This is a genomic window from Aureimonas sp. Leaf427, assembly GCF_001425485.1.
In the GTDB taxonomy this organism is placed as follows: Bacteria; Pseudomonadota; Alphaproteobacteria; order Rhizobiales; family Rhizobiaceae; genus Plantimonas.
Map to the genome: position 1 here is coordinate 248,913 of NZ_LMQW01000023.1, position 26,784 is coordinate 275,696.

At 66.8% G+C, this 26,784-nt stretch carries 22 protein-coding genes; 11 read left to right on the forward strand and 11 right to left on the reverse strand.

The window, feature by feature from the left end:
- The first annotated feature begins 1 nt into the window (after position 1).
- Positions 2–601, forward strand: a complete 600-nt coding sequence (gene plsY / locus ASG62_RS14525) for a glycerol-3-phosphate 1-O-acyltransferase PlsY (protein WP_056691649.1) — start codon at positions 2–4, stop codon at positions 599–601.
- The gene (dprA, locus tag ASG62_RS14530) at positions 598–1,737 is read left to right on the forward strand and encodes a DNA-processing protein DprA (RefSeq protein WP_056691652.1); all 1,140 of its coding nucleotides are present in this window, start codon (positions 598–600) and stop codon (positions 1,735–1,737) included. The genes plsY and dprA overlap by 4 nt, the downstream gene beginning before the upstream one ends.
- Here dprA and ASG62_RS14535 read toward each other — a convergent pair.
- Complete coding sequence (locus tag ASG62_RS14535) at positions 1,723–1,908, reverse strand: hypothetical protein (RefSeq protein WP_056691655.1); 186 nt, start codon at positions 1,906–1,908, stop codon at positions 1,723–1,725. The genes dprA and ASG62_RS14535 overlap by 15 nt on opposite strands.
- Before the next feature lie 254 nt (positions 1,909–2,162).
- On the opposite strand from ASG62_RS14535, the gene topA reads away from it, so the two are divergent.
- From topA to rpmG, 6 genes are all read left to right on the forward strand, one after another.
- Positions 2,163–4,919: a type I DNA topoisomerase gene (gene topA, locus ASG62_RS14540; RefSeq protein WP_056691659.1), complete on the forward strand. Its 2,757-nt coding sequence runs from the start codon at positions 2,163–2,165 to the stop codon at positions 4,917–4,919.
- Positions 4,920–4,932: 13 nt separating this feature from the next.
- A complete protein-coding gene (rnr, locus tag ASG62_RS14545; protein WP_056691662.1) occupies positions 4,933–7,215 on the forward strand; it encodes a ribonuclease R in 2,283 nt (760 codons plus the stop codon).
- Positions 7,212–7,658, forward strand: coding sequence for a DUF983 domain-containing protein (locus ASG62_RS14550; protein ID WP_056691665.1), 447 nt, complete (start codon positions 7,212–7,214; stop codon positions 7,656–7,658). The genes rnr and ASG62_RS14550 overlap by 4 nt, the downstream gene beginning before the upstream one ends.
- A 115-nt stretch (positions 7,659–7,773) precedes the next feature.
- Positions 7,774–8,364 carry a hypothetical protein gene (locus tag ASG62_RS14555; protein WP_056691669.1) on the forward strand — a complete coding sequence of 197 codons (591 nt, stop codon included), beginning with the start codon at positions 7,774–7,776 and terminating at the stop codon, positions 8,362–8,364.
- A 5-nt stretch (positions 8,365–8,369) separates the two neighbouring features.
- Positions 8,370–9,557 (forward strand): MFS transporter, encoded by a 1,188-nt coding sequence (locus ASG62_RS14560; protein ID WP_056691672.1) that lies wholly within the window; start codon positions 8,370–8,372, stop codon positions 9,555–9,557.
- 188 nt (positions 9,558–9,745) lie between these two features.
- Entirely contained in the window at positions 9,746–9,913 is a 168-nt protein-coding gene (gene rpmG, locus ASG62_RS14565; RefSeq protein ID WP_056691675.1) for a 50S ribosomal protein L33, read from the forward strand.
- A gap of 382 nt (positions 9,914–10,295) precedes the next feature.
- On the opposite strand, the gene ASG62_RS14570 is transcribed toward rpmG, so the two are convergent.
- Both ASG62_RS14570 and ASG62_RS14575 read right to left on the reverse strand, forming a co-directional pair.
- On the reverse strand, positions 10,296–11,660 hold the full coding sequence (locus ASG62_RS14570) for a PleD family two-component system response regulator (protein WP_056691678.1): 1,365 nt from the start codon (positions 11,658–11,660) through the stop codon (positions 10,296–10,298).
- A 10-nt stretch (positions 11,661–11,670) separates the two neighbouring features.
- Positions 11,671–12,042, reverse strand: coding sequence for a response regulator (locus tag ASG62_RS14575; protein WP_056691682.1), 372 nt, complete (start codon positions 12,040–12,042; stop codon positions 11,671–11,673).
- Between the two features lie 118 nt (positions 12,043–12,160).
- Between ASG62_RS14575 and ASG62_RS14580 the strand changes: the two genes are divergently transcribed.
- Genes ASG62_RS14580 through ASG62_RS14590 form a run of 3 tightly spaced genes read left to right on the forward strand, consistent with a single transcriptional unit; the run spans position 12,161 to position 14,506 of the window.
- The gene (locus ASG62_RS14580; RefSeq protein WP_244487502.1) at positions 12,161–12,472 is read left to right on the forward strand and encodes a DUF3572 domain-containing protein; all 312 of its coding nucleotides are present in this window, start codon (positions 12,161–12,163) and stop codon (positions 12,470–12,472) included.
- A complete protein-coding gene (locus ASG62_RS14585) occupies positions 12,469–13,158 on the forward strand; it encodes a hypothetical protein (RefSeq protein WP_056691688.1) in 690 nt (229 codons plus the stop codon). Before ASG62_RS14580 ends, ASG62_RS14585 begins: the two co-directional genes overlap by 4 nt.
- A 10-nt stretch (positions 13,159–13,168) precedes the next feature.
- Entirely contained in the window at positions 13,169–14,506 is a 1,338-nt protein-coding gene (locus ASG62_RS14590; RefSeq protein WP_056691690.1) for a DNA polymerase IV, read from the forward strand.
- 86 nt (positions 14,507–14,592) lie between these two features.
- Here the strand turns inward: ASG62_RS14590 and dnaE are convergent, their stop codons facing one another.
- The 8 genes from dnaE to nuoN all read right to left on the reverse strand — a co-directional run bounded on the left by dnaE (position 14,593) and on the right by nuoN (position 26,769).
- Entirely contained in the window at positions 14,593–18,099 is a 3,507-nt protein-coding gene (gene dnaE / locus ASG62_RS14595) for a DNA polymerase III subunit alpha (protein ID WP_056691694.1), read from the reverse strand.
- A 285-nt stretch (positions 18,100–18,384) separates the two neighbouring features.
- On the reverse strand, positions 18,385–19,089 hold the full coding sequence (locus ASG62_RS14600; protein ID WP_056691697.1) for an ABC transporter ATP-binding protein: 705 nt from the start codon (positions 19,087–19,089) through the stop codon (positions 18,385–18,387).
- Positions 19,086–20,393, reverse strand: a complete 1,308-nt coding sequence (locus tag ASG62_RS14605) for a lipoprotein-releasing ABC transporter permease subunit (RefSeq protein ID WP_056691700.1) — start codon at positions 20,391–20,393, stop codon at positions 19,086–19,088. Before ASG62_RS14605 ends, ASG62_RS14600 begins: the two co-directional genes overlap by 4 nt.
- Positions 20,390–21,712 carry a proline--tRNA ligase gene (gene proS / locus ASG62_RS14610; RefSeq protein WP_056691702.1) on the reverse strand — a complete coding sequence of 441 codons (1,323 nt, stop codon included), beginning with the start codon at positions 21,710–21,712 and terminating at the stop codon, positions 20,390–20,392. The genes ASG62_RS14605 and proS overlap by 4 nt, the downstream gene beginning before the upstream one ends.
- Before the next feature lie 637 nt (positions 21,713–22,349).
- Complete coding sequence (locus ASG62_RS14615) at positions 22,350–22,616, reverse strand: DUF1467 family protein (RefSeq protein ID WP_056691705.1); 267 nt, start codon at positions 22,614–22,616, stop codon at positions 22,350–22,352.
- A 169-nt stretch (positions 22,617–22,785) separates the two neighbouring features.
- Positions 22,786–24,396, reverse strand: a complete 1,611-nt coding sequence (locus ASG62_RS14620) for a ribonuclease J (RefSeq protein ID WP_082537070.1) — start codon at positions 24,394–24,396, stop codon at positions 22,786–22,788.
- Positions 24,397–24,526: 130 nt separating this feature from the next.
- Positions 24,527–25,324 (reverse strand): biotin--[acetyl-CoA-carboxylase] ligase, encoded by a 798-nt coding sequence (locus tag ASG62_RS14625; RefSeq protein ID WP_156382155.1) that lies wholly within the window; start codon positions 25,322–25,324, stop codon positions 24,527–24,529.
- 2 nt (positions 25,325–25,326) lie between these two features.
- Positions 25,327–26,769: an NADH-quinone oxidoreductase subunit NuoN gene (gene nuoN / locus ASG62_RS14630; RefSeq protein WP_056691716.1), complete on the reverse strand. Its 1,443-nt coding sequence runs from the start codon at positions 26,767–26,769 to the stop codon at positions 25,327–25,329.
- Positions 26,770–26,784 lie beyond the last annotated feature (15 nt).

Sequence of the window (26,784 nt, forward strand, 5' to 3'; positions counted from 1 at the left end):
CATGGATGGTGCGAACGTCGCTCTCGTCGCCGGGCTCTTCGTCCTCGGCTATCTCTCCGGCTCCGTTCCCTACGGCCTCGTTCTGACGTGGGCCTTCGGGCTCGGCGATCTCCGCTCGATCGGCTCCGGCAATATCGGCGCGACCAACGCACTTCGCACGGGCAATAAAAAGCTCGCGATCCTGACCCTCCTCGCCGATATCCTGAAGGGCACGCTGCCCGTCCTCATCGGCTGGCAGTTCGGCGCGGCGGCCGCGATGGCGGCGGGCTTCGGTGCCTTCTTCGGCCATCTCTTCCCGGTCTGGCTCGGCTTCAAGGGCGGCAAGGGCGTCGCCACCTATATCGGCGTCCTCCTCGGCTTCTCGCCGGTCGGCCTCCTCGTCTTCGCCGTCGCCTGGCTCGGCATGGCCGCGATCTTCCGCTACTCGTCGCTGGCGGCGCTGACCGCGACGCTCGTCGTGCCCATCGCCTACTATCTCCTCGGCGACAGTCCGGCCGCGATCCTCTCGGGCGTTCTCACCGTGCTCGTCTACGTCAAGCACCGGCCGAACATCGAGCGGCTCCTCGCCGGAACGGAAGGGCGGATCGGAGCCAAGGGATGAGCCTTCCCGCGGGGCCAGGACCGGCCTTGCGGCTGTCCGACGCCCAGCGTCTCGCCTGGCTGCGGCTGATCCGCAGCGAGAATGTCGGCCCCATCACCTTCCGCGCGCTCGTCAATCGCTTCGGCGGTGCGGAAGCCGCGCTGGACGCCCTGCCCGATCTCGCCAGCCGCGGCGGCTCCAAGAAACGCATCGCGATCGCCAGTCTCTCGTCGGCCGAGGCGGAACTCGCGCTGGCCGAGCGTCTCGGCGCCCGATTCGTCGGCCTCGGCGAGCCCGACTACCCGCCGGCCCTTCGCGCCGCCGACCCCGCCCCGCCGCTCCTTGCCGTCATGGGCAGCGCCGAGACGCTGCTGCGCCCGTCCGTCGCCATGGTCGGGGCCCGCAACGCCTCGCTCGCAGGGGTGAAGTTCGCGGGTCATCTGGCGCGGGGAATCGGCGAAGGCGGTTTCGTCGTCGTGTCCGGCGTTGCGCGCGGCATCGACGCCGCGGCGCACGAGGCGAGCCTGCCGACGGGGACGATCGGCGTCTTCGCCGGCGGGCTGGACAAGCCCTATCCGAACGAGAACCGGCCGCTCATGCGGCGCATCGTGGATGGCGGCGGCTGTCTCGTTTCCGAAATGCCCTTCGGCTGGGTGCCGCGGGCGATCGACTTCCCCCGCCGAAACCGGATCGTCGCCGGTCTCTCGCTCGGTCTGGTCGTGATCGAGGCGGCGATGCGCTCGGGCTCGCTGATCAGCGCGCGGCTTGCGGGCGAGCTCGGCCGTCTCGTCTTTGCGGTGCCCGGATCGCCGCTCGATCCGCGCGCCGCCGGCACGAATCGCCTGCTGAAGGACGGCGCGATCCTCGTGACGGAAGCCGCCGATGTCGTGGATGCGCTGACCCCGCTGGCCGGAGGGCTGCCCCGCCTGCCGCTTCTTCCGCTGGAAGAGCCTGGTTCAGGCCCGGCGACGGAAGAGCCGAGCGAGACCGAACGGGAGCGAATCCTGGAAGCGCTCGGCCCGGTTCCGATCGACCTCGACGATCTCATCGCCTTCACGGGTGCGGCTCCCGGCGCCGTCCAGCTCGTCATCCTGGAGCTGGACCTTGCGGGCCGGATCGAACGCCATTCCGGCGGCCGTATCTCACTTCTGGCCTGAGGGAGAGCGATCCTGCGCGGCGCGAAGCCGTTCGCTGGCCTCCGTTTTCGCCATGTCGAGCAGATAGGTCAGGAACGGCCCTCCGCTGCCGGCCGATAGAACCTTCAGCTGCTCAAGCATGTCGGACACATACTTAAGGTTGTCTCGTGGGTCTTTGCCGTTCTCGGGCATCAGCGGGTTCTCCTCGCTGCGGCCCCTGACGGAGAAGCATGTCTCCAGGTCGGGACCCAGCGCGGACTATCTCCTACTGATTGAGTGTAATTTCAAGACACTCTTTTTAGTTGTGCTTCCGTCGAGGGGCGGCTCTTGACCGGCCGGCTCACTCTGTCCATGTGAGGCCCTGCACGGCCGATCCTCACAGGCCTCGCCACAGAGCGGGCGCCGTTTTCACGCCGCGCCCTCGGACATTCTAGGACGTTCCGCCCATGGACCTCGTCATCGTCGAGTCGCCGGCAAAAGCGAAGACGATCAACAAGTATCTCGGCTCGAACTATAAGGTTCTGGCGTCCTACGGCCATGTCCGCGATCTGCCGGCCAAGGACGGGTCGGTGCTGCCGGACGACGACTTCTCGATGAGCTGGGAAGTCGCCAAGCTCAGCCAGAAGCGCCTTTCCGAGATCGCCGACGCGATGAAGAGCGCCGACGCGCTCGTTCTGGCGACCGATCCGGATCGCGAGGGCGAGGCGATTTCCTGGCACGTGCTGGAGGTCCTGCGGCAGAAGAAGGCGATCGGCAAGAAGCCTGTGAGCCGCGTCGTCTTCAACGCGATCACCAAGTCCGCCGTGCTCGACGCCATGGCCAATCCGCGCGAGATCGACGCGCCGCTGGTCGACGCCTATCTCGCAAGGCGCGCGCTCGACTATCTCGTCGGCTTCACGCTCTCGCCGGTCCTCTGGCGCAAGCTGCCTGGTGCCCGGTCGGCCGGCCGCGTGCAGTCCGTCGCGCTTCGGCTGGTCTGCGAGCGCGAAAGCGAGATCGAGCGCTTCAAGCCGCAGGAATACTGGAACATCGCCGCCCGGCTCGCGACGCCGCGCAACGAGGAGTTCACCGCACGCCTCACCGGCTTTGCCGGCGACAAGCTCCAGCGCCTCTCGGTGGACAATGGCGAGCGTGCCCAGTCGATCCGCCAGATGCTGGACGGGGCGAGCTACAAGATCGCCTCGGTCGAGGCCAAGCCGACCAAGCGCAATCCCGGCCCGCCGTTCACGACCTCGACGCTGCAGCAGGCGGCCTCCGCCAAGCTCGGCTTCTCGGCGTCGCGCACCATGCAGGTCGCGCAGAAGCTCTACGAGGGCATGGATATCGGCGGCGAGACGGTCGGTCTCATCACCTATATGCGAACGGACGGCGTGCAGATCGCGCCGGAAGCCGTGACCGAGGCCCGCGAGGCGATCGGCGAGACCTTCGGCGCAAAATACGTGCCGGAGAAGCCCCGCGTCTACACGTCGAAGGCCAAGAACGCGCAGGAAGCCCACGAAGCGATCCGCCCGACGGCCTTCGCGCGCCATCCGAAAGACGTGGAGCAGTATCTCGACCGCGATCAGGCGCGCCTCTACGAGCTGATCTGGAAGCGCACCATCGCCAGCCAGATGGCGGCCGCCGACATCGAGCGCACGACCGTCGATATCGAGGCGCGAAACGGCGGAGCCGCGGCGACGCTGCGCGCGACCGGTCAGGTCGTCCGCTTCGACGGCTTCCTCGGCGCCTATGTCGACCACCGCGAGGATGACGCGCCGCAGACGGCCGACGAGGACGACGATTCGGCGCGGCTTCCCCGCATCGAGCAGGGCGAGACGACCGAGAAGCGCGAAGTCTCGGCCACGCAGCATTTCACCGAGCCGCCGCCGCGCTATTCGGAAGCCTCGCTGATCAAGAAGATGGAGGAGCTCGGCATCGGGCGCCCGTCCACCTATGCCGCGACGCTCCAGACGCTGCAGGACCGCGAGTACATCGTCAACGACAAGCGCAAGCTGATCCCCGATTCCAAGGGTCGGCTGGTGACGGCCTTCCTGCACAACTTCTTCGAGAAGTACGTGGAGTACGACTTCACGGCCGAGCTGGAGCAGAAGCTCGACCGGATTTCGGCGGGCGAGCTGGCCTGGAAGGACGTTCTGCGCGACTTCTGGAAGGACTTCTCGGGCCATGTCGACGGCACGAAGGAGCTTCGCGTCACCGACGTTCTCGACGCGCTGAACGTCGAGCTGGCGCCGCTCGCCTTCCCGCCGCGGGAAGACGGCGGCGATCCTCGGCTTTGCCCGCGCTGCAATTCCGGCCAGCTCAGCCTGAAGCTCGGCAAGTTCGGCGCCTTCGTCGGTTGCTCCAACTATCCCGAATGCGGCTTCACGCGGCAGCTCGGCTCGACCCTGTCGGCGGAGGGCACGGATGGGGCCTCCGACGAGCCGAAGGTTCTCGGCGCCGATCCCGACACGTCGGAGCCGGTGACGCTGCGCTCCGGCCGCTTCGGGCCTTACGTCCAGCGCGGCGAAGGCAAGGAGGCCAAGCGCTCCTCGCTGCCGAAGGGCTGGGTCGTCTCCGAGATCGACTTCGAGAAGGCGATGCAGCTTCTGAGGCTGCCGCGCGAGGTGGGCCTGCACCCCGAATCCGGCAAGATGATCCTGGCCGGTCTCGGCCGCTACGGCCCGTTCCTCCAGCATGACGGCGCCTATGCCAATCTGGAGACGATCGAGGACGTGTTCACGGTCGGCCTCAACCGCGCCGTCACCGTCATTGCGGAGAAGAAGGAACGCGGCGGACGGCGGGCGGCGCCCGAGCCGATCGCGACGCTCGGCGAGCATCCGACGCTCGGCGGCCAGATCACCGTGCGCGAGGGCCGCTTCGGCCCCTATGTCAACGCCGGCAAGGTCAACGCGACGCTGCCCAAGGCGAAGGACCCGTCCAGCGTGACGCTGGAGGAGGCGATCGTTCTCCTCAACGAGCGCGCGGAGAAGACAGGCACCAAGCCCGCCAAGGCGCCCGCGAAGAAGGCCGCGGCCAAGAAGACCGCCAAAGCGGCAGACGGCGAGGCCGCGCCTGCCAAGCCGAAGGCGGCCGCGAAGGCAAAGCCCAAGCCGAAGGCGGCGCCGGCGGCTGCCCCCGTGGCGACGGCTCCCAAACGGGCTCCGGCGCCGGTGACGACGCTGATCAAGGCGCCCAAGAAGGTCGCCAAGCCGGCGGCAGAGTAGCGGAGTTTCGGGTATGGCCAAGCGCGTGAAGCAACCCTTCGACATGAGGACGGTGCTGACGCGCGAGGCGGTCCTGCGCTTCATCGCGGACAATCCGGACAAGGCGGGCAAGCGGGACCTCGCCAAGGCCTTCGGCGTGAAGGGCGACAGCCGCATCCTTCTGAAGGACCTCATCGCCGAGCTTCAGTCGGAAGGCCTGATCGAGGGCGGGCGGCGGCACTTCTCCCGCCCGGGCGCCCTGCCCGACGTGCTCGTTCTCGAGGTTCGGCGGCGCGACGAGGATGGCGGGCTTCTCGCCGAGCCCGTGAACTACGAGGGCGACGATCGCCCGGTCTTCGAAATCCGCCAGAGCGAGGGGGCTCCGGCGGCCGGCATCGGCGACCGGGTGCTGGCCCGTCTCGAACGCGACGATCCCGACCGGCCCCGCGCCTCCGTCATCCGTCTTCTGGAAAAGAAGAAGGCCATCGCGCTCGGCGTCTTCCGGCCGATGCCGGGCGGCGGCGGGCGGATCGAGCCCGTCGAGCGCCGGCAGCTCGAATATATCGTGTCCCCGGACGACGCGCTCGGCGCGAAGGCCGGCGATCTCGTCGAGATCGAGCCGATGGACCGGGCCCGCAACGGTCTGCCGGCCGGCCGGGTCATCGAGATCATCGGCACGATGGAGAGCGAACGCGCGATCTCCACCATCGCGCTTCACGCCCATTCGATCCCGCATGTCTTCCCCAAGCCCGTGCTGGCCGAAGCCGAGGCCGCGCCGGATACCGTGCCGCTGACGGATCGCGAGGACTGGCGCGACCTCGCTCTCGTCACGATCGATCCGGCCGACGCCAAGGACCATGACGACGCGGTCCATGCCCGCCCCGACGAGAACCCGGCCAATCCCGGCGGCTTCGTCGCGACGGTCGCGATCGCGGACGTCTCCTGGTACGTGCGGCCGGGCTCCCGGCTCGACGAGGAGGCGCGGCAGCGCGGAAACTCCGTCTACTTCCCCGACCGCGTCGTGCCGATGCTGCCGGAGCGGATCTCCAACGATCTCTGCTCGCTGAAGCCGGACGTGGACCGCCCGGCGCTGGCGGTTCGGATGATCTTCGACGCCGGCGGCGAGAAACTGCGGCACACGTTCCACCGCATCCTGATGCGCAGCCATGCCAAGATCTCCTATCAGGAGGCGCAGGGCGCGATCGACGGGACGCCGACGGACGTGCCCGACGAAATCCGCGACGGCGTGCTCCGCCCGCTGTGGGAAGCCTATGCCTGCCTCAAGCGCGGACGCGAGAAGCGCCAGCCGCTCGACCTCGATCTGCCCGAGAAGAAGATCGTCCTCAACGAGCGCGGCGAGGTCGACCGCGTCATGGTGCCCGAGCGGCTCGACGCGCATCGCCTCATCGAAGAGTTCATGATCCAGGCGAATGTCGCGGCGGCCGAGACGCTGGAGGATCGGCGGCAGGCGCTCATCTACCGCGCCCACGACGCGCCCTCGCTCGCTAAGCTGGAGGGCCTGCGCGACTTCCTGCGCACGCTCGACATCTCGCTCGCCAAGGGCGGCTCGCTGCGGCCGTCGCATTTCAACGGCATTCTCGCCCATGTGAAGGGCGGCGAGCACGAGAGCCTCGTTAACGAGGTCGTTCTGCGCTCTCAGAGCCAGGCGCTCTATTCCCCCGAGAACATCGGCCATTTCGGCCTGAACCTCATGCGCTACGCGCATTTCACCTCGCCGATCCGCCGCTATGCCGACCTCATTGTTCATCGCGCGCTCGTCACCGCGCTGAAGCTCGGCGAAGGCGGGCTCAGCGAGGAGGACGAGGCGGGGCTGGAGGAGACGGCCGAGACGATCTCGCGCGCCGAGCGCCGCGCCATGGCGGCCGAGCGCGACACGGTGGACCGCCTGATCGCGCATCATCTGGCCGCCCGAATCGGCGACACGTTCGACGGTCGCATCGCCGGCGTCACGAAAGCGGGGCTGTTCGTCGTGCTTCCGGCCTTTGGTGCGGACGGTTTCATCCCCCTATCCAAGCTCGGAGACGAATACTTCTCCTACGACGAGATCGGCCATGCGCTGATCGGCAGCCGCTCCGGCCATGGCTATCGCTTGGGCGACCCGGTCGAGGTAAAGCTTGCGGAGGCGCTGCCTCTGGCGGGTTCGATGCGGTTCGACATGGTGAGCGAGCCGCGCAAGCTGCCGGGCACGACGTCGTCCTATCACAAAGCCGGGCTAAGACCGGCGCGGCGACCTGGGGCCTCGCGCCCCGGCCCCAAGGGCAAGACGGCCTCCGGCCGTACGAGGACGAAACGATGAAGGTCGAGACCACCGATACCCTGCGCTTCGGCGAGACGATCGGCGACGCCGACGAGCCGGCGGTCGAGCCGCGCTCGGTTTGGCAGGCGATGGCGCGCGGCTTTCTCTGCCGCTGCCCGAACTGCAACCAGGGCAAGATCTTCGCCGGGTATCTCACCAGCGTCGATGCCTGCGCCGTCTGCGGCGAGACCTTCACCCATCATCGGGCGGACGATCTGCCGCCCTACCTGACGGTCTTCATCGTCGGCCATATCGTCGTCGCGCTCTTCATGGCTGCGGAGGAGATGGTGGATCTCTCCATGTGGGCGCATCTGGCGATCTGGGTGCCGACCACGCTGGTTCTGTCGCTCGTGCTCCTACGCCCGCTGAAGGGCGCGACGATCGGCCTGCAATGGGCGATCCGCATGGGCGGCTTCGGCGGCAGCGAGAGCCGCGATCCTTGACGCCACGCCCTGGCGCCGCCCGCCGCGCGATGCGGCGACGCTGATCGTCGTCGACGATCGGGGCCCGGGCGACGTCCGTATTCTCCTCGGTCGGCGTGGCGAGGCGCATGTCTTCATGCCGGGGAAATTCGTCTTTCCCGGCGGACGCGTCGATCCCGCGGACCTGACGCTCGCGCGCAGGATGGCGCTGGACGCGCCTATTATCGACCGGCTCGCCGAATTGACGCCGCAACGCTTCGGGCGTGACCGTGCCGCAGCCGTTGCCCTGGCGGGTTTACGCGAGACGTTCGAGGAAGCCGGTCTGATGCTCGGAGCGCCCTCTCCCGGCGCCGATCTCGGCGCAGGCGGCGATGCCTGGAGCTTCTTTGCGGCGGCCGGCATTGTGCCCGACATCTCCGCCCTCGTCTTCGTCGCCCGCGCGATCACGCCGCCCGGCCATATCAGGCGCTACGACACGCGATTCTTCTGCGCAGGCATCGAGACGGTCGCGCACCGCATTCCCTTCGAGGACCGGCTCGATCGCGAACTCGATTCGCTCGGCTGGTTCACGCTCGACGAGGCCCTCTCGCTTGATCTTCCCGACATAACCCGGCAGGTGCTCGGCGACGTCGGCGATCGGCTGCGGGACGGGAGATGGCGGGATCCGAGCCGCCCGATCCCCTTCTATCGCAGCCGGAACCAGAGGCTCGTTCGGGACATGATCTGACCGTGATGACCAGCACCGACAGCACGCCCCACCTCCCGGCCGAGCAGCGTATCGACTGGATCGCCGCCGGCGCGGCCATCGCCTCGATCAGCGCGGTCGGCATCGCGCTCGGCCTCGGCCTGCCGCTTCTCAGCGTGATCCTGGAAGAGCGCGGGATCTCGCCGACGATGATCGGCTTCAACAGCGCTGTCGCCGGCGTCGCCTCGCTCGTCGCCGCGCCGCTCGTGACTCCCATCGCACGGCACATCGGCGTGCGCACGACCATGGTCCTCTCGATTCTCGCCGCCGCCGCCTCGGCGCTCGGCTTCTACTTTTTCGTGCCCTTCTGGACGTGGTTTCCGCTCCGGCTCGTCTTCCACTTCTCGATCACCGCGCTCTTCATCCTCTCCGAATTCTGGATCAACGCGGCAGCGCCCCCGACCCGAAGGGGTCTCATCCTCGGCATCTATGCGACCTTCCTCTCGCTCGGCTTCGCGGCGGGGCCGTGGATCTTCTCGCAGATCGGTTCGGAGGGCTTCCTGCCCTTCGGCATCGGAGCCGGCGTCATTCTCGCCTCCCTGGTACCGCTTCTCCTGGCCTGGAACCGAGAGCCGCTGATCGGCGAGCGGCAGGCCGGCTCGTTCTGGCGCTATCTCTTCGCCGTGCCCACGGCGACGGCGGCCGTGCTCGTCTTCGGCGCGGTCGAATCGGGCGGCTTCGCGCTCTTTCCGATCTTCGGGGAGATGGCGCGATTCTCGCAGGCCGACGCGGCGCAGCTCCTGACGGCGATCGGCCTCGGCAACGTTCTCCTCCAGATCCCGATCGGCCTTTACAGCGACCGCGTGAAGGACCGCCGCGTGCTCCTCCTCGCCTTCGCCGCGATCGGTCTTGTGGGTTCGCTCTGCCTGCCCTTCCTCACGGAGAACTGGTGGATGATGGCGGGCGTGCTCTTCATTTGGGGCGGATGCGTCGCCGGGCTCTACACGGTCGGCCTTGCCCATCTCGGTGCCCAGCTCGCGGGCGCGGAGCTCGCCTCGGCCAATGCGGCCTTCATCTTCTGCTACGCCGTCGGAATGCTGATCGGCCCGCAGGTGATCGGCAGTTCGCTCGACCTCTTCGGCGCGGACGGCTTCTCCTTCGCCCTTGCCTTCTTCTTCATCGGCTATGTCCTGCTCGCCGGAACGCGCATCGCGCGCGCGCCCAACCCGAGTTGACTTTTGCGACCTCAGAGGGGATAAGCGCCGTGATGAGCCGGGCGTCCGCCGGGCGCGGCGACGCGTCCATGCTGCCGGTCGGGACGCCGAAACCTCGGCATCAACAAGAACCTCTGCCGAGACGGATACGGACGCGACAAGCGCCGTGATGGGCAGACCAACATTGCGCAGGGCGTGGGAAGACCGACATGGCGAAGGCAACGACGATCAAGATCAAGCTGCTCAGCACGGCTGAGACCGGCTATTTCTACGTCACGACGAAGAACAGCCGCACGATGACCGACAAGATGGTCAAGACGAAGTACGATCCGGTCGCTCGCAAGCACGTCGACTTCCGCGAGACCAAGATCAAGTAAGAGGCCTCTCGCCTCTTCCGGGATGCAAGCGCCGCCTTCGGGCGGCGTTTTCGTTTGTGCGCTTCGTTGTCTGAACGCTGGCATCGAGTCGAGCAGCGATTGAGCGTCTGGCGCGGGGATGGTCGGCCTGTATCCGGCGACGGCACGCGGATACCGCATGAAGCCAGGATGCCGACCGACCGCCCCGGGGACCCGAGAGGGTTGCGGCGGACCCTGGCGCTCCCTGAGTTTTTTCGAGCCCCATCCTTCGTGAAAGTTGGCCGTTCGTCCCGCGATCGACCGTCCATCCAAAGCCTGCCCGAAGCGGGCGGAGCGAGGCGTCGCCGGGCGCCTTCCGTCAGGAATGGTTCGGCATCGTAGGCTGCACGTCGTAGCCCGACGCTCAGGCCGCCCGTGTCTCGACCCGGTTCCGGCCCGCCCGCTTGGCGCTGTAGAGAGCCTGGTCGGCCCGCTTCAGCATCGTTTCGGCGCTGTCGCCGGGGCCGAGATTGGCATAGCCGACGCTGACCGTGACGTTCAGCGCCTCGCCGCCGATCGCGAAGGGTGCCTCCGCCGTGAGAACCCGGATTCGTTCGGCGACGCCCAGCGCCGCGCGCTCGTCGGCTTCCGGCATGAGCACGACGAACTCCTCCCCGCCGAATCGGCAGGCGAGATCGCTCGCCCGGAGGCTCTGCTTCACCCGCGCGGCGAACTCGCGCAGAACATGGTCGCCGGCATCGTGGCCGAACCCGTCGTTGATGCGCTTGAAATGGTCGATATCGGCGATGAGCACGGCAAGCGGCCGCTGATCGGCCGTGGCGCGCTCCACGAGCTTGGGCAGATGCGTCTCCAGAAAGCGCCGGTTGCTGAGGCCGGTCAGCCCGTCCGTCACGGCCAGTTCGATCGTCTGGCGCAGGGACTGGCGCAGGCTTTCGTCGTAGCGCCGGCGCTTCACCTGCGTCCGGACGCGCGCCCTCAGCTCGTTCCGGTCGATCGGCGCGATCAGATAGTCGTTGGCGCCGAGTTCCATGGCCTTCGCCGCGCGGATTTCGTCCGCCGCGTCCGTGATCAGGAGAATCGGGATCTGGCGGATCGAGTCGCGGGATCGGATCTGCGAGCAGAGCCGCAGGGCGTCGTAGTCGCCGCTGGCGAGATCGACCACGAAGAGATCGGCGCCCGCAGCCTCGCGGCTGGCCAGAGCGTCGGGGCTCGTCGGCACTTCGACGACGGTCTGCTCGTCCTTCAGGATCTTGCCGAGGCGCCGCGCCATGCCGCCGGCATCCTCGAAGATCATCACGCGCCCGCCGAGGCCCGCACGGCCGAGGTCGCCGAGAAGATCGCCCGACGAGACGACGCTCGCCGTCGTTTCCGCACGCACGCGCAGCTCGTCCGTCAGAAGCTTCAGCCGGGTCAGGCTGCGGACGCGGCTGAAAAGCTGAAGATCACGGACGGGTTTGGTCAGGAAGTCGTCGGCCCCGGCTTCCAGGCCCATGACGCGGTCCGACGGCTGGTCGAGCGCGGTCACGAGCACGATCGGCAGGTGGCGCGTCTTCGGGTCGGCCTTCAGAAGACGGCAGACCTCGTAGCCGTCCATATCCGGCATCATCACGTCGAGAAGAACGAGATCGATCGCTTCGGACTGGCAGATGGCGAGTGCCTCCGGCCCGCTTCGCGCCAGCACCACCTCGTAATATTCCGCGTTCAGCCGCGCCTCGAGAAGCCGCAGGTTGATGTCGAGATCGTCGACGACGAGGATTCGCGCGGACATCGGCCCCTCCTCAAGCGTCGCCGAGGAAGGACTTGATGGTCTCGATGAACTTCGTCACGGAAATGGGCTTCGAGATATAGGCCTCGCAGCCGCCCTTCCTGATCCGCTCCTCGTCCCCCTTCATCGCGAAGGCGGTGACGGCGATCACCGGGATCTTGTGCAATTCGCTATCGGCCTTCAGCTGCTTCGTCACGTCCAGGCCGGAAATTTCCGGTAGTTGTATGTCCATCAGGATCAGGTCCGGATGGTGCTCTCGCGCCAGATCGACGGCGGTCAGGCCGCTCCGCGTCTGGACGGTGCGGTAGCCGTGCGCCTCGATCAGATCGCGGAAGAGCTTCATATTGAGCTCGTTATCCTCGACAATCATCACGGTCTTCGTCATCCGCCTCACTCCAAGGTTCAGCCGGTCCACGCCGATTTCTCGGGTGGATGGATCGAGGACTATCCGAATTTGATTTAAGAAATAGGTATCTCCGAAAGCATCAGAGGAATCGCATCCTGTGTCGAACTTCAAAACGCCCGCCCGCCGCGCTCCAGGCCCCGAAGCGGCGGAAGCGATGGGCGTGAAGGCTCTCCAGTTCCTCGCCGGCGATCCCGTCCAGCTGCATCGCTTCCTCGATCTCAGCGGCCTCCAGCCGCAGGAGCTGCGGGCCGCCGCCGCGGACCCCGCCTTCTTCGCCGGGCTGCTCGACTTCCTCCTCGGCCACGAGCCGACGCTTCTGGCCTTCGCGGCCGAGGCCGACATCGCGCCGGAGGACGTCGCTGCCGCAAGGCAGACGCTCGGCGCGGCCTTCGGGGCGGATGCCCGATGAAGCGCGCCCCGACGACCATGGGCCCGGCCGTCGCCGATCTCGAACGCCGCCGCGACGCGCTCGTGGTGCTCGATATCGACGAGGTCGTCATCCACTTCATCGAGCCCTTCAAGGCGCTGCTCGAAGAGCATGGCGCGCGGCTGAAGGCGGACGACTTCCGGCTGACCGGCAACGTCCGCTCCCTTTCGACGGGCGCCGCGCTGACGGGCCACGAGCTGAACGGCATGACGGAACGGCTCTACGAGGACCAGGAAACGCGGCAGACTTTGGTCGACGGCGTCCGCGAGGCTGTCGCCGCGATCGCGCCGGTCGCCGACATCGTGTTCCTGACGGCCATGACGCCGTCCTTCTACCCCGTCCGGCGCCGCCATCTCGACACGGCGGGGCTCGACGCGCCGATGATCGCGACCGAGCGCTCCAAGGGCGGCGTCGTCGCGGAGCTTGCCGAGATCTGGCCGGGACCGATCGTCTTCGTGGACGATCTGCCGCCCAATCTCGTCACCGTCGGCCGCAGCGTGCCCCGCGCCTTCCTCGTGCATCTCATGGCCAGCGAGACCTTCCGCGCCCATCTGCCGCCTCTGCCGGAGGGTGCGGCCTCCGCGCGCGATTGGCCACATGCGACCGACCTTATTCTCCGGAGGATTGCAGGCGGCGCTCCCTTGTCGAAGGCGGCACCCGGCGCCTAGTCTCGACGGTATGGAAGCCCCTGCCATCGCTCCGAGATTTTCGATCTCAGGGGTCTGCCGCGATTGCCTCGCGCAGGCGGGAGACGGCGCACGCCGGTGCCTTTCCTGCGGCAGTCCGCGTGTTCTGCGCCATCCCGAACTCGCCTCGCTGTCCATCGCCCATCTCGACTGCGACGCCTTCTATGCCGCGGTCGAAAAGCGCGACCGGCCGGACCTTGCGGACAAGCCGCTGATCATCGGCGGCGGCAAGCGCGGCGTCGTGACGACGGCCTGCTACATCGCCCGAATCAAGGGCGTTCGCTCCGCCATGCCGATGTTCAAGGCGCTTCAGCTCTGCCCGGAGGCGGTCATCATACGGCCCGACATGGCGAAATATGCCGAGGTCGGCCGCGAGGTGCGCGAGCGCATGCGCGCCATCACGCCGCTCGTCGAGCCACTCTCCATCGACGAAGCCTTCATGGACCTGTCCGGCACGGAACGAATGCACGGCGAGCCGAGCGCCGTGACGCTGGCGCGGCTCGCCGCCGGCATCGAGCGCGACCTGCGGATTTCCGTCTCGATCGGTCTCTCGCACAACAAGTTCCTAGCCAAGATCGCATCCGATCTGCAGAAGCCGCGCGGATTCTCCGTCATCGGGAGAGCGGAGACGCTCGGCTTTCTCGCGGAACGGCCGATCTCCGCCATCTGGGGCGTCGGCGCCGCGACATCGGCCGTACTGGCCCGCGACGGGCTGACGCGTATCGCTCAGCTTCAGTCGATGAGCGAGACGGACCTGATGCGCCGGCATGGCACGACCGGTCAGCGCCTTTGGCGCCTCGCGCGCGGGTTGGACACGCGCAGCGTCAACCCGCGCGGCGAGGCCAAGAGCATCTCGGCCGAGACGACCTTCAATGCCGATCTCTCCTCTCGCGAGGATCTCCTGCCCATCCTGCGCCAGCTTTCGGAGAAGGTGGCGCGGCGGCTGAAGGCGACGGATCTGGCCGCCTCGACCATCGTCCTCAAGCTGAAGACCGCCGATTTCAAGATCCGCACGCGCAACCGAAAGCTCGCCGATCCGACGCGCCTCGCCGACCGAATCTTCGATGCCGGGCGGCGCATGATCGAGAAGGAACTCGACGGGACACGATTCCGCCTGATCGGCATCGGCTGCAACGATTTCGAGCCCGCCCATCTCGCCGACCCGCCCGATCTCGTGGACCCCGCGGCCGGCAAACGCGCGCTGGCAGAGGCCGCCCTCGACCGGCTCAGAGCGAAGTTCGGCAACGCATCGATCGAAACCGGGCACACGTTCCGGGCCCGGCCGGTGGACGCGCCGGATTCCTCGCTCCGCAAGAGCGACGAGATTTAGCGAGTCGGTTGAGTCGCTTCGCGGGAACGGCTCAGCATTCGATTCAAGCTCTTCGAGTGACGGTCGAAGGCGGGACCGGGCTGAAGCTAGGAAAGCTCCACTTCCAGCACGCCCGGAGCGGCCTTGATCGCGCTCGCCATCTGCGGGGAGACGCGGTAGCGGCCGGGCAGCGAGATCTCGATCTCGCGCTCGCCGCCCGCGCGGATGAGAACGAGGGAGACCTCCGCGTCGCCGCCGCCTTGCAGCTGGCCCCGGAACGCATTCAGGGGCGCCGCGTCGCGCATGAAGACGCGGAGCGCCTTCTGCATGCGCACGGCCTCGTCTTCCAGCGATTGCACCGACTGAGCGCGCAGCGAAACGCCCTCCGGGCGCTCCTCGGCGCCGACGAGGATGATGACGGAAGCGCCGGGTTCCAGCAGCTCGCGATATTGTGTCAGCATCTCGGAGAACAGCACGACCTCGTATTGACCGCTGGAATCCGAGAGCGAGATGATGCCGATCTTCCCGCCGGTCCGCGTCTTGCGCTCCTGACGGGAGGTGACGGTGCCGGCGAGCTTGCCGGCGGTCGCGCCACGCCGGACGCCGGCGACGACGTCGGCATGGGTCTTCACGTTGAGGCGCTTCAGCGTCGCGCTGTACTCGTCCAGCGGATGCGCCGAGAGGTAGAAGCCGATCGCCCCGAACTCGCGCATCAGCTTTTCGGTTGAGGTCCAGCCCTGCCCTTCGTTGAGGTAAAGCCGCTCGGGCTCGGCACCGGAGCCGCCGAACATGTCGTTCTGCCCGGAGCTGCGGCCTTCCGCGAGACGGGCGGCATAGCCGGACAGGCGTTCAAGATTGGTGGTCAGCCGGGCGCGGTCATGGCCGAACGTGTCGAGCGCACCTGCGGCGATCAGGCTTTCGAGCGTCCGCTTGTTGACGATCTTCGGGTCGATCCGTGCGCAGAAGTCCTCGAGGCTGGCAAAGCCCCGGTCGCCCCGCGCGGCGACGATGTGCTCCACCGCCTGCTCGCCGACGCCCTTGATGGCGGCGAGCGAGTAGAAGATCCGGTTGCCGTCGACTTCGAAAGCCTTGTGCGACGTCTGGACGGAGGGCGGAACGACCTCGATCCCGAGCCGCGCGGCGTCCATGCGGAAGTCGTTCAGCTTGTCGGTGTTGCCGGTGTCGAGCGTCATCGACGCGGCCAGGAACTCGGCCGGGAAGTTCGCCTTCAGATAGGCGGTCTGGTAGGCGACGAGCGCATAGGCGGCCGCGTGGCTCTTGTTGAAGCCGTAGTCGGCGAACTTTGCCAGAAGGTCGAAGATCATGTTCGACTGGGGCTTGGTCAGCCCGTTCTTCACGGCGCCTTCGACGAATCGGACGCGCTGAACATCCATCTCCGCGCGGATCTTCTTGCCCATGGCGCGGCGCAGAAGATCGGCCTCGCCGAGCGAATAGCCCGACAGAACCTGGGCGATCTGCATCACCTGTTCCTGATAGATGATGACGCCCTGCGTCTCCTTCAGGATGCTCTCGATCATCGGGTGGAGGAAGTCCGGCTCCTCCTCCCCGTGTTTGCAGGCATTGTAGGTCGGGATGTTCTCCATCGGGCCCGGACGATAGAGCGCGACGAGGGCGATGATGTCCTCGAACCGATCGGGCCGCATGCCGATCAGCGCCTTGCGCATGCCGACCGATTCCACCTGGAACACGCCGACGGTCTCGCCGCGCGTCAGCATCTCGTAGGACTTCTTGTCGTCGAGCGGCAGGCTGCCGAGATCGATGTCGACGCCGCGCCGGGCGATGAGATCGACCGCCGTCTTCAGCGTCGTCAGCGTCTTCAGGCCGAGGAAGTCGAACTTCACGAGTCCGGCCTGCTCCACCCATTTCATGTTGTACTGCGTCACCGGCATGTCGGAGCGCGGGTCGCGATACATGGGCACGAGCTTCGACAGGGGCCGATCGCCGATGACGATGCCGGCGGCGTGCGTCGAGGCGTGGCGGTAGAGGCCCTCCAGCTTCAGCGCGATCGAGATCAGGCGATCGACGATTTCCTCCTTCTCGCGCGCCTCCTGCAGGCGCGGCTCCTCGATAAGCGCCTGCGCGAGCGTCACGGGATTGGCGGGGTTCGCGGGCACCATCTTGCAGAGCTTGTCGACATGGCCGTAGCTCATTTCGAGCACGCGGCCGACGTCGCGCAGGCAGGCGCGCGCCTGCAGCGTTCCGAAGGTGATGATCTGCCCGACCTGCTCGCGGCCGTACTTGTCCTGAACGTAGCGGATGACCTCACCGCGCCGGTCCTGGCAGAAGTCGATGTCGAAGTCCGGCATCGAGACGCGGTCTGGGTTCAGGAAGCGCTCGAAGAGAAGATTGAACCGCAGCGGATCGAGATCGGTGATCGTCAGCGAATAGGCGACGAGCGAGCCCGCGCCCGAACCACGGCCCGGCCCGACCGGGATTCCTTGCGCCTTCGCCCATTTGATGAAGTCGGCGACGATCAGGAAGTAGCCGGGAAACTTCATGCGCTCGATGACGTCGAGCTCGAAGGCGAGCCGCGCGCGATAGACCTCGACTGTCTGGCCCTCGCAGGGCCCGTGCATCGCGAGACGCGCCTCGAGCCCCTCCTCCGCCTGACGGCGCAGCTCCAGCGCCTCGACGCGCTCGGCCTCGGCGGGATCGGCATCCGCGCCGGCAAAGCGCGGCAGGATCGGCTTGCGCGTGCGCGGCCGGTAGGAACAGCGGCGCGCGATCTCGATCGTGTTGTCCAGCGCCTCCGGCAGATCGGCGAAGAGGACGGCCATTTCGGCCTGGCTTTTCAGGCAGTGGTCGCGCGTCAGGCGGCGCCGGTCCTCGTGGCTGACGAGCCGGTTGCAGGCCACCGCGATCAACGCGTCGTGCGCGTCGAAATCGTCGGGGCAGAAGAAGAAGGGCTCGTTGGTCGCGACGAGCGGCAGGTCCATCGCATAGGCGAGCTGCACGGTCTCGCTTTCGATCCGGCGCCCCCGCCCCTCCTGCCGCTGCAGCTCGACATAGAGCCGGTCGCCGTAGATGGCGCTCAGCGCTTCCAGGCGGGATTTGGCGATCGCGGAGCGTCCGGCCGCGATGGCGGAGCCGATCGGCCCGAGCGGACCGCCCGTCAGCGCGATGATGCCGCCGGCCCGGGAGCGCAGCCAGTCGATCTTCACATGCGGGCGGGCATCGGCCTCATGGCCGAGATAGGCGAGCGAAACGATCTCGACGAGATTGCCGTATCCCTCCTCCGTCGCCGCAATCAGCACCATCGGTGCATCCGGCGCCAAATTGGCCCGGTCGCGCTGGGAGGAGGATGCCTCGGGATCGGCATCGCCGAAATCGACATCGAGCTGACAGCCGACGATCGGCTGGACGCCCGATTTCGCTGCCTTCTCCGAGAATTCGAGAGCGCCGAAGAGATTGTTCGTGTCGGCGATTCCGATAGCGGGCGCGCCGTCGGACTTGGCGTGCTTCACGATCTGGTCGATCCGAAGAGCGCCTTCGAGAAGCGAGAAGGCGCTGTGCGTGCGCAGATGGATGAACTTCAGCGGTGCCGCTGCCGCACCGTCGGGTCCCTTGCCGTCAGGCTTCTGCGCCTCGCCCATGGTCCACTCCGATCCGTCTGCCGCCGAGGCTCACCTTCGCGCCGGCTGACGCCGAAAGGAAAGCCCAAGCCCTTCGGTTTCAACAGGAAAGGCGGCTGGTCAGAGCGCGTAAACCATCACGGAAAAGCCCGTGAAGAAGACGGCGACGGCGGCGAGCGAGGCAAGATCCTTGAGGAAGAAGGTCATGACATCTGTCTCCGTGTTTCGATGTTCTTGTTTTGTTCCTTTTCAAAGCGCGAGTCAACCGGCCTCCTGTAGGCCACGATGACAGATGGTGAAGAAAGTCTAAAGGCCCGTTCGCAGGCTCAGCGGAACGATCTTGCGGCCCTCGATCGTGATCGCCCGATCCATGCGGGCGGCCAGCTGATGGTTGTGGGTCGCGATCAGCGCGGCGACACCGGACTGGCGCACGAGGGCCGTCAGCGCATCGAAGACATAGCCCGACGTCGTCGGATCGAGATTGCCGGTCGGCTCGTCCGCCAGAAGCACGAACGGATTGTTGGCCACCGCCCTGGCAATCGCGACGCGCTGCTGCTCGCCGCCGGACAGCTCCGCCGGGCGATGCGACGCGCGCTGTCCGATCCGCATGTAGTCGAGGAGCTGGCGCGCCCGCTCGGCCGCCTCCTTGTGCGACAGACCCGCGACGAGCTGCGGCAGCATGACGTTCTCCAGCGCGGAGAACTCCGGCAGGAGATGGTGAAACTGGTAGACGAAGCCGATCGTCTGGCGGCGCATCGCGGTGCGTCGCGCGTCGTCCAGCGTGCCGCAGGCCTCGCCGTTGATGTAGACCTCGCCGCCATCGGGACGCTCGAGAAGGCCGGCAATGTGCAGAAGCGTCGACTTGCCCGCGCCCGACGGCGCGACGAGCGCCACCATCTCGCCCGGCATGATCTCGAAATCGGCGCCGTCGAGAATCGTCAGACGCTGCTCTCCCTGCGGATAATGGCGTTCGACGCGGTCGAGGCGGAGGGAATGCAGGCCGTCGGTCATTCGTATCTCAGGGCTTCGACCGGATCGAGGCGGGATGCCCGCCAGGCGGGGAAGATGGTGGCCGCGAAGGAGAGGCCGATCGTCACCGCGACGACCGTCGCGACCTCCGACACGTCCACTTCCGCCGGGAGGCGGCTGAGGAAGTAGAGGTTGGGATCGAAGAGGCTGCGGCCGGAGATCCAGGAGAAGAACTGCCGGAGATTCTCGATGTTCAGGCAGAAGGTCACGCCGAGGATCAGGCCGACGATCGTTCCGATCACGCCGATCGAGACGCCGGTGATCATGAAGACGCGCATGATCGTCGCGCGGGTCGTGCCCATGGTGCGCAGGATCGCAATGTCGCTGCCCTTGTCCTTCACGAGCATGAAGAGACCGGAAATGATGTTGAGCGTGGCGACGAGAACGATCAGCGTCAGGATGATGAACATGACGTTCCGCTCCACCTGAAGGGCGGAGAAGAAGGACTCGTTCACCTGCTGCCAGGTGTAGGTGTAGTTCGGCCGCGCCGCCGCCTGCTCGACCCCCGCCTGGAGTTCGCGCACCTTGTCGGGATCGGTGACGAAGACCTCGACGGACTGCGCCCTGTCCTCCTCGTTGAAGAAGAGCTGTGCCTCCGCGAAGGGCATATAGACATAGGCCTTGTCGAAATCGGACAGGCCGATCTCGAAGATGGCGGTGACGGGATAGGACTTGCGGCGCGGCACGACGCCGAGCGGCGTCTGGTCGCCTTCGGGCGCCAGAAGCGTGATCTGGTCGCCGAGCGAGATGCCGAGCGCCTGGGCGAGACGGCTGCCGATCGCCAGCCCGCCGCCCGTGTCGAACCCGTCCAGCGTGCCGAGAAGGACGTTGGAGGAGACCGGCTGGAGCTTCAGAAGATCGGCGCCGGCGACGCCCTTGACGAGCGCCGGCGCGCGGCCGCCCGTCGGACCGGTCGCCAGAACCTCGCCCTGGACAAGCGGCATGGCATAGGCGACGCCGGGGACGGCCGAGACGCGCGAGGCGACGTCCCGGTAGTCGGTCATCGGCGTGTCGGACCAGTTGACCACGATATGGCCGTTGACGCCCAGAATGCGGCTGAGCAGTTCCGTACGGAAGCCGTTCATCACCGACATGACGATGATGAGAGCGGCGACGCCGAGCGCGATGCCGGCGAAGGAGAAGCCGGCGATCGCCGAGACGCCGCGGTTGCGCCGCCGGGCGCGCAGATAGCGCACCGCGATCATCCATTCGAAGCGCGAGAATGGGCGCGTCGCCAGCGTCGCGGGCCTCTCTCGCGCGGGCGTCCCGGCCGTGGCGACCGTCATCCGGCAAGCCGCTGGAGAACGCCGTCGATCGGCAGGGTCTCGCGCTCGCCGGTCGCGCGGATCTTCACCTCGGCCTCGCCGGCCTTGGCGCCGCGCGGGCCGACGATGACCTGCACGGGCAGGCCGATCAGGTCCATCGTCGCGAACTTGGCGCCGGCGCGGGTGTCCTCGTCATCGAGCAGCACGTCATGGCCGGCGGCCTGCAGCTCGGCATAGAGCCGGTCGCAGGCGGCGTCGCAATCGGCATCGCCGGGCTTCATGTTGATGATGCCGACATCGAAGGGCGCGACGCCCTTCGGCCAGATGATACCGGCCTCGTCGTGGCTCGCCTCGATGATCGCCGCGATCAGGCGGCTCGGGCCGATGCCATAGGAGCCCATGAAGACGGGCGTGTCCTTGCCGTCGGGACCGGTGACGACGGCCTTCATCGGTTCGGAATATTTCGTGCCGAAGTGGAAGATGTGTCCGACCTCGATACCGCGCGCGGCGACGCGGTCGGCCTCGGGCAGCGCGGCGAAGGCGGCTTCGTCGTGCATCTCCTCGGTCGCCGCGTAAGGCGTCGTCCAATCGTCGACGATCTTCGCCAGCGAAGCGGCGTCGTCGAAGTCGAGCCCCTCGCCCGGAACGGCGAGCGACAGGAAGTCCTTGTGGCAAAAGACCTGGCTCTCGCCGGTGGAGGCGAGAATGATGAACTCGTGGCTGAGCTCGCCGCCGATCGGGCCGGTATCGGCACGCATCGGAATGGCCTTCAGGCCCAGCCGCTCGAACGTGCGCAGGTAGGCCACGAACATGCGATCGTAGGAGGCCTTGGAGGACTCGTAGTCCACGTCGAAGGAATAGGCGTCTTTCATCAGGAACTCGCGGGAGCGCATGACGCCGAAACGGGGGCGCACCTCGTCGCGGAACTTCCACTGGATGTGGTAGAGATTCAGCGGCAGGTCCTTGTAGGAGCGGACGTAGGAGCGGAAAATCTCCGTCACCATCTCCTCATTGGTCGGGCCGAAGAGAAGCTCGCGCTCGTGGCGATCCTCGATCCGCAGCATTTCCTTGCCGTAGTCGTCGTAGCGCCCGCTTTCGCGCCAGAGATCGGCCGACTGGATGGTCGGCATCAGCATCTCGATGGCGCCGGCCCGGTTCTGCTCCTCGCGCACGATGGCGCTGATCTTGTCGAGCACCCGCTTGCCCAGCGGCAGCCAGGAATAGATGCCGGCGGCCTGCTGCCGGATCATGCCGGCGCGGAGCATGAGCCGATGCGAGACGATCTCGGCTTCCTTCGGCGTTTCTTTCAGGATCGGAAGGAAGTAACGCGACAGGCGCATTCGGGAATCGCACTTTCGGGAATGTCCGGCCCGGAGGATCCCAGGCACGGCGGGTTCGGGCGGAGAAGGTTTCGCCGACCGGTCTATCCGGCCGTTCGTCGGGCTCGTCTTCGGCTGAATCAAGGCACCCGTCCGGATTTTATCCGGCCGAGCGCGCACCTGCCCTCATAGCGGCTCGCCGGAAGCTTGGAAAGGCGGCGCGCCTGCCTGCTCATTTCTTCAGCGGAGCGTGCCCAGTGTTCCGGCGGCCATGCTGCGCACGCAATACAGGCATGAAATTTTACGTGACAATATGATGGCGGCGTTCTATCGTGCCGGCATAACACGAGAGTCGAAAAGACACTCGGAGCGCGGTCTAGTCTCGGGAGGACGTGGTTTTCGGCGCAAGTTCGTCTTGCTGCCCCGGACAATGTATCCGGCGGAAAATCCAGACCTGCAATTTTAAATGCAAGACGAAAGTCTTGCATTTTTTTTGTGCTTTTCATTGGCCTGATAATGCGTGACGGCGTCCGATCACGCTTGAAACGGGTTGCGCCTTTGCGCGAGACGGATGCGCAAAAAACGAGAGCCCTGTCTCGCCCGAGCCTTGGCCGGAAGCATCGCAGCCAAGCTCGGTAAGCTATCTCCTGCTCTGCTGTCAGGTGCCGGGAATGAAGTGCGGCAGGCTGTCCGGGCCGATTCCCCAGACTTCCGTGACCAGATAGAACGCGGCGAAGACGAGCAGAGACGCGAAGGTCGTCCAGAAGACCTTTCGCGGCAGGCTGAAATTCGTCGGCGCGCTGTGGGCCGTACCGAGAATTACGTCGTCGTCGTCGACCTGGCTGCGCATTCCGATCGGCAGGATCGCGAAGAGAACGGTCCACCAGATCACGAAGAAGATGGCAATTCCGGTGACCCAGCCCATGGCTCAGACCTCTTCCAGTTCGACGAGGGCCCCGCCGGAATCGGCCGGGTGACGAAACGAGACGGGCCGTCGATGCGCGCCACGAGGGTCCGGACCACCCCCCGCCACGGCTCCGCGATCGGGAGCCGCGACGGCGATGGGGTCGAGCCGAGAGGGCATGAAAGCGCCGTCAGCTTCGGATGACGAAGACGGTAACGATCGGCTTCTTGCCCCAGACGGAGTTCACCTCGGCACGGGCGGCTCTGCGCGCCGCTTCGCGGACGAGGTCGAGATCCTTGCGACGCTCGCGCGGAATGCTCTCGATCGCCTCGGCGACGGCATCGATCAGGCCTTCCTCGAACTCCTCGCCCTCGCGGTCGCGCTTGGGCAGACCGAGGCAGACGACGTCCGGGTCGTTGCGAAGTTCCAGCTTCTGCGTCAGCTCGACCAGAACCGTGACGTGACCGGCCTGCGAAAGGCGACGACGCTCCGGGATGCCCATTTCCTCGGCGGTGCCGATCATGGTCCCGTCTTTGTAGAGACGGCCGGCGGGAATCTCGTCGACGATCTCGGCCGGGCCCGGCGCGAGACGAACCATCTTGCCGTTGCGCGCCTCCACCACCTCGCGGACGCCGAGCTCGCGCGCGAGACCCGCATGCGCCTTCAAATGGGCGGCCTCGCCATGGGCGGGAACGGCGATCTGCGGCCGGACCCAGTCGTACATCTGCTTCATCTCGCTGCGGCGCGGATGGCCGGAGACGTGGACCAGCCGGTCGCGATCCTCGATGATCTCGACGCCCTGCTCGATCAGCGCGTTCTTGATATCGACGATGCCCTTCTCGTTGCCAGGAATGGCGCGGGAGGAGAAGATGACCGCATCGCCCTTCGACAAGGCGACCGTCGGATGTTCGTCCCGCGCCAGGCGGGCGAGCGCAGCGCGCGGCTCGCCCTGGCTGCCCGTCAGGATGATCACGGCCTTCTCGCGCGGGATGTAGCCGAAGTCCTGTTCATCGAGGAACGGCGGGAGACCTTCGAGATAGCCGAGTTCGCCCGCGACATCGACCATGCGCTTCATCGAGCGGCCGAGAAGCAGGGTCTGGCGGCCGGAATCGGCGGCCGCCTGGGCGACGGCGCGGATGCGGCCGATATTGGACGAGAAGGTCGTGACCGCCACGCGCCCGCTCGCCTCCTGGATGATCTCGCGAAGCGAAACGCCAACCTCCGACTCGCTGGGGCTGACGCCGTCGCGCATCGCGTTCGTCGAGTCGCAGACGAGCGCCAGGACGCCCTCGTCGCCGATCTCCCGCAGACGCTTCTCGTCGGTCGGCGCGCCGAGCGCGGGATGGGCGTCGATCTTCCAGTCGCCGGTGTGGAGCACCGTGCCGAGCGGCGTGCGGATCGCAAGCGCCACAGGCTCCGGGATCGAGTGCGTGACGTTGATCGCCTCGACCGAGAACGGACCCACCTGGAACGTCTCACCGGCGTTGAAGATCGTGACCGGGATCTTCGGCGCGCCCGGCTCGCCCTCGCGCTTGGCTGCGAGGAGCGCCGCCGTGAACGGCGTCGCATGAACCGGCGCCTTCAGGCGCGGCCAGAGATCGAGCAGCGCGCCGTAATGGTCTTCGTGCGCGTGAGTGATGACGATCCCGGCGATCCGCGCGCGGTTGCGCTCGAGAAAGCGGATGTCAGGGAAGATCAGATCGACGCCGGGAAAGTCCGGGCCGGCAAAGGACACACCGCAATCGACGACCATCCACTGGCGGTCGTGCTCGGGCCCATAGCCGTAGGCGGCGAGATTCATACCGATCTCACCGATGCCGCCGAGCGGCAGGAATACGAGTTCTGTCAAGGTCTTATCACTTCATCTTCAAAGCGGGAATCCGCTGGTTCATATCTAGAATCATGTTGCCGTTATGCGATGCGGCTCATCGTCAATGTCGTGGCTCGAAGCGGTCGGGCGCGGCTCGCTGCCCTCCGGCTCCCAGCAGAAAGAGATCACCCGCCGATATGGAGCGGCGGCGCCCGCCGTCCTCCTCCAGGATCAGCCTTCCATCGAGATCGAGGCCGACGAAGCGCCCGGTCAGGCTGCCCTCGGCGAGATTGATCGTGCACGGACCGCCGACGCCGGCGGCATGAGACAGCCAATTCTCGCGGATCGCGGCGAAGTTCCGCCCGCCGTCCCAGAGCGCCAGAGCGCTCTCGACGCCCTCGGCCAGCGCCTCGAAAACGGCCTCGACGCTCGCCGGGATGCCGGAAAGACGAAGGCTCGTCACCGGATAGGGCGTGTTCTCGGGACAGTGCTCGATATTGACCCCGCAGCCGACGACGCAAGCCACGCGGCCGTCGGAGAGGCGCTCGCTCTCGATAAGGATGCCGACCGATTTCCGGCCATCGACGAGGATGTCGTTCGGCCATTTGATCCCGACGGAGGGCCTGTCGCCGATCGTCAGGCCGGCGAGGCCGTCGCGAACGCCCAGCGCGACGACGAGAGGCAGGTTCAGAAGGTCGTTCGGCCACGCCGGATCGATCAGCAAAAGGCTCGTGTAGAGATTGCCGGTCTCCGACACCCATTCCCGCCCGCGACGACCGCGCCCTGCCGACTGGCGGGCCGCGGTGATCCACAGCGGACCGGGATCGCCGGCGCGCGCCGCCTCCAGGGCGACGACATTGGTCGACCCGACCTCGTCGAGCGCGAGACGGCGGCGCGCCGCCTTGCGGCCCTGCCCCACCGTCAGAAGAACGTCCTAGCGGCGGCTTCGGCTGCGGCGAAGAGCGATCCGCCGACGAGGAGATAGACCGGGAAGATGAAGAGAGCGGACGCGCCGAGCACGACCCGAAGCTCCATCGCCATCGGCACGAAGGCCTCGACCGGCTCGTCGAACCACATCACCTTCACGATTCGAAGATAGTAGTACAGACCGACGACGCTGGTCAGAACGCCGATGATCGCGAGGCCATAGAGACCCGACTCCACCGCCGCCATGAAGACGAAGTACTTGGCGAAGAAGCCTGCCAGGGGCGGCAGGCCCGCCAGCGACAGCATGAGGATGGTCAGAAGAAGCGCCATGATCGGGTTGGTGCGCGACAGGCCCGAAAGCTCGCTGATGTCCTCCACCATTCCATCGCGGCGGCGCATCGCGAGGATCACGGCGAAGCAGCCGAGCGTCATCGTCATGTAGATCGCCATGTAGAGGAGCACACCGCGCACCCCCTCGACATTGGCGGCGGCGAGACCGACGAGCGCGAAGCCCATATGGCCGATCGAGGAATAGGCCATCAGGCGCTTGATGTTGCGCTGGCCGATCGCGGCGAAGGCGCCGAGGCCCATGGAGGCGATCGAGATGAAGACGACGACCTGCTGCCAGTCCCCCGTCAGCGGCGCGAAGCCTTCGACGGTGAAGCGGGTGAGAAGCGCGATCGCGGCGACCTTCGGCGCGCCCGCGAAGAAGGCCGTCACCGGGGTCGGCGCGCCTTCATAGACGTCGGGCGTCCACATGTGGAACGGCACGGCCGAGATCTTGAAGGCGAGGCCGGCGATGACGAAGACGAGGCCGACGGCGAGGCCAAAGGTGCGGCCCTCCGAAGCGAGCGCGGTGGCGATGGCGCCGAACTCGATCTGGCCGGTGAAGCCGTAGACCATGGACGAGCCGTAGAGCAGCATGCCCGACGAGAGAGCGCCGAGGATGAAGTACTTCAGGCCGGCCTCGGTCGAGCGGACATTGTCCCGATTGAAGGCGGCGATGACGTAGAGTGCGAGCGACTGGAGCTCGAGGCCGAGATAGAGCGCGATCAGATCGCCCGCCGAGACCATCAGCATCATGCCGATCGTTGCGAGGATCAGAAGAACCGGGAACTCGAAGCGATGGAACTTCTCGATCTCGGCAAAGCTCGCGGACATGACGATGACCGCGCCCGATCCGATCAGAACGACGAGCTTCATGTAGCGCGCGAAGGGATCGAGGACGAAGGACCCGTTGAAGGCCACGCCCGTCGGCGTCGCGAAGATCAGCCAGAGAGCCGCGACCACGACGAGCGCGACGGACAGGGTCGAGACGAGCTTCGCGCTCCCCTCCCCGAGGAAAACGCCGAGCATCAGAAGCAGCATCGCGCCGCCCGCGAGGATGACCTCGGGCGCGATGAGCGAAAGGCTTCCGGAGAGGGTTTCGGTCAGCATCGGTCGCGTCTTTCG

Excerpts from the sequence above, each read along its gene's own strand:
- plsY (WP_056691649.1), top strand. The coding sequence starts at position 2 with ATGGATGGTGCGAACGTCGCTCTCGTCGCCGGGCTCTTCGTCCTCGGC.
- dprA (WP_056691652.1), top strand. The coding sequence starts at position 598 with ATGAGCCTTCCCGCGGGGCCAGGACCGGCCTTGCGGCTGTCCGACGCC.
- ASG62_RS14535 (WP_056691655.1), bottom strand. The coding sequence starts at position 1,908 with ATGCCCGAGAACGGCAAAGACCCACGAGACAACCTTAAGTATGTGTCC.
- topA (WP_056691659.1), top strand. The coding sequence starts at position 2,163 with ATGGACCTCGTCATCGTCGAGTCGCCGGCAAAAGCGAAGACGATCAAC.
- rnr (WP_056691662.1), top strand. The coding sequence starts at position 4,933 with ATGGCCAAGCGCGTGAAGCAACCCTTCGACATGAGGACGGTGCTGACG.
- ASG62_RS14550 (WP_056691665.1), top strand. The coding sequence starts at position 7,212 with ATGAAGGTCGAGACCACCGATACCCTGCGCTTCGGCGAGACGATCGGC.
- ASG62_RS14555 (WP_056691669.1), top strand. The coding sequence starts at position 7,774 with ATGCCGGGGAAATTCGTCTTTCCCGGCGGACGCGTCGATCCCGCGGAC.
- ASG62_RS14560 (WP_056691672.1), top strand. The coding sequence starts at position 8,370 with ATGACCAGCACCGACAGCACGCCCCACCTCCCGGCCGAGCAGCGTATC.
- rpmG (WP_056691675.1), top strand. The coding sequence starts at position 9,746 with ATGGCGAAGGCAACGACGATCAAGATCAAGCTGCTCAGCACGGCTGAG.
- ASG62_RS14570 (WP_056691678.1), bottom strand. The coding sequence starts at position 11,660 with ATGTCCGCGCGAATCCTCGTCGTCGACGATCTCGACATCAACCTGCGG.
- ASG62_RS14575 (WP_056691682.1), bottom strand. The coding sequence starts at position 12,042 with ATGACGAAGACCGTGATGATTGTCGAGGATAACGAGCTCAATATGAAG.
- ASG62_RS14585 (WP_056691688.1), top strand. The coding sequence starts at position 12,469 with ATGAAGCGCGCCCCGACGACCATGGGCCCGGCCGTCGCCGATCTCGAA.
- ASG62_RS14590 (WP_056691690.1), top strand. The coding sequence starts at position 13,169 with ATGGAAGCCCCTGCCATCGCTCCGAGATTTTCGATCTCAGGGGTCTGC.
- dnaE (WP_056691694.1), bottom strand. The coding sequence starts at position 18,099 with ATGGGCGAGGCGCAGAAGCCTGACGGCAAGGGACCCGACGGTGCGGCA.
- ASG62_RS14600 (WP_056691697.1), bottom strand. The coding sequence starts at position 19,089 with ATGACCGACGGCCTGCATTCCCTCCGCCTCGACCGCGTCGAACGCCAT.
- ASG62_RS14605 (WP_056691700.1), bottom strand. The coding sequence starts at position 20,393 with ATGACGGTCGCCACGGCCGGGACGCCCGCGCGAGAGAGGCCCGCGACG.
- proS (WP_056691702.1), bottom strand. The coding sequence starts at position 21,712 with ATGCGCCTGTCGCGTTACTTCCTTCCGATCCTGAAAGAAACGCCGAAG.
- ASG62_RS14615 (WP_056691705.1), bottom strand. The coding sequence starts at position 22,616 with ATGGGCTGGGTCACCGGAATTGCCATCTTCTTCGTGATCTGGTGGACC.
- ASG62_RS14620 (WP_082537070.1), bottom strand. The coding sequence starts at position 24,396 with ATGAATCTCGCCGCCTACGGCTATGGGCCCGAGCACGACCGCCAGTGG.
- nuoN (WP_056691716.1), bottom strand. The coding sequence starts at position 26,769 with ATGCTGACCGAAACCCTCTCCGGAAGCCTTTCGCTCATCGCGCCCGAG.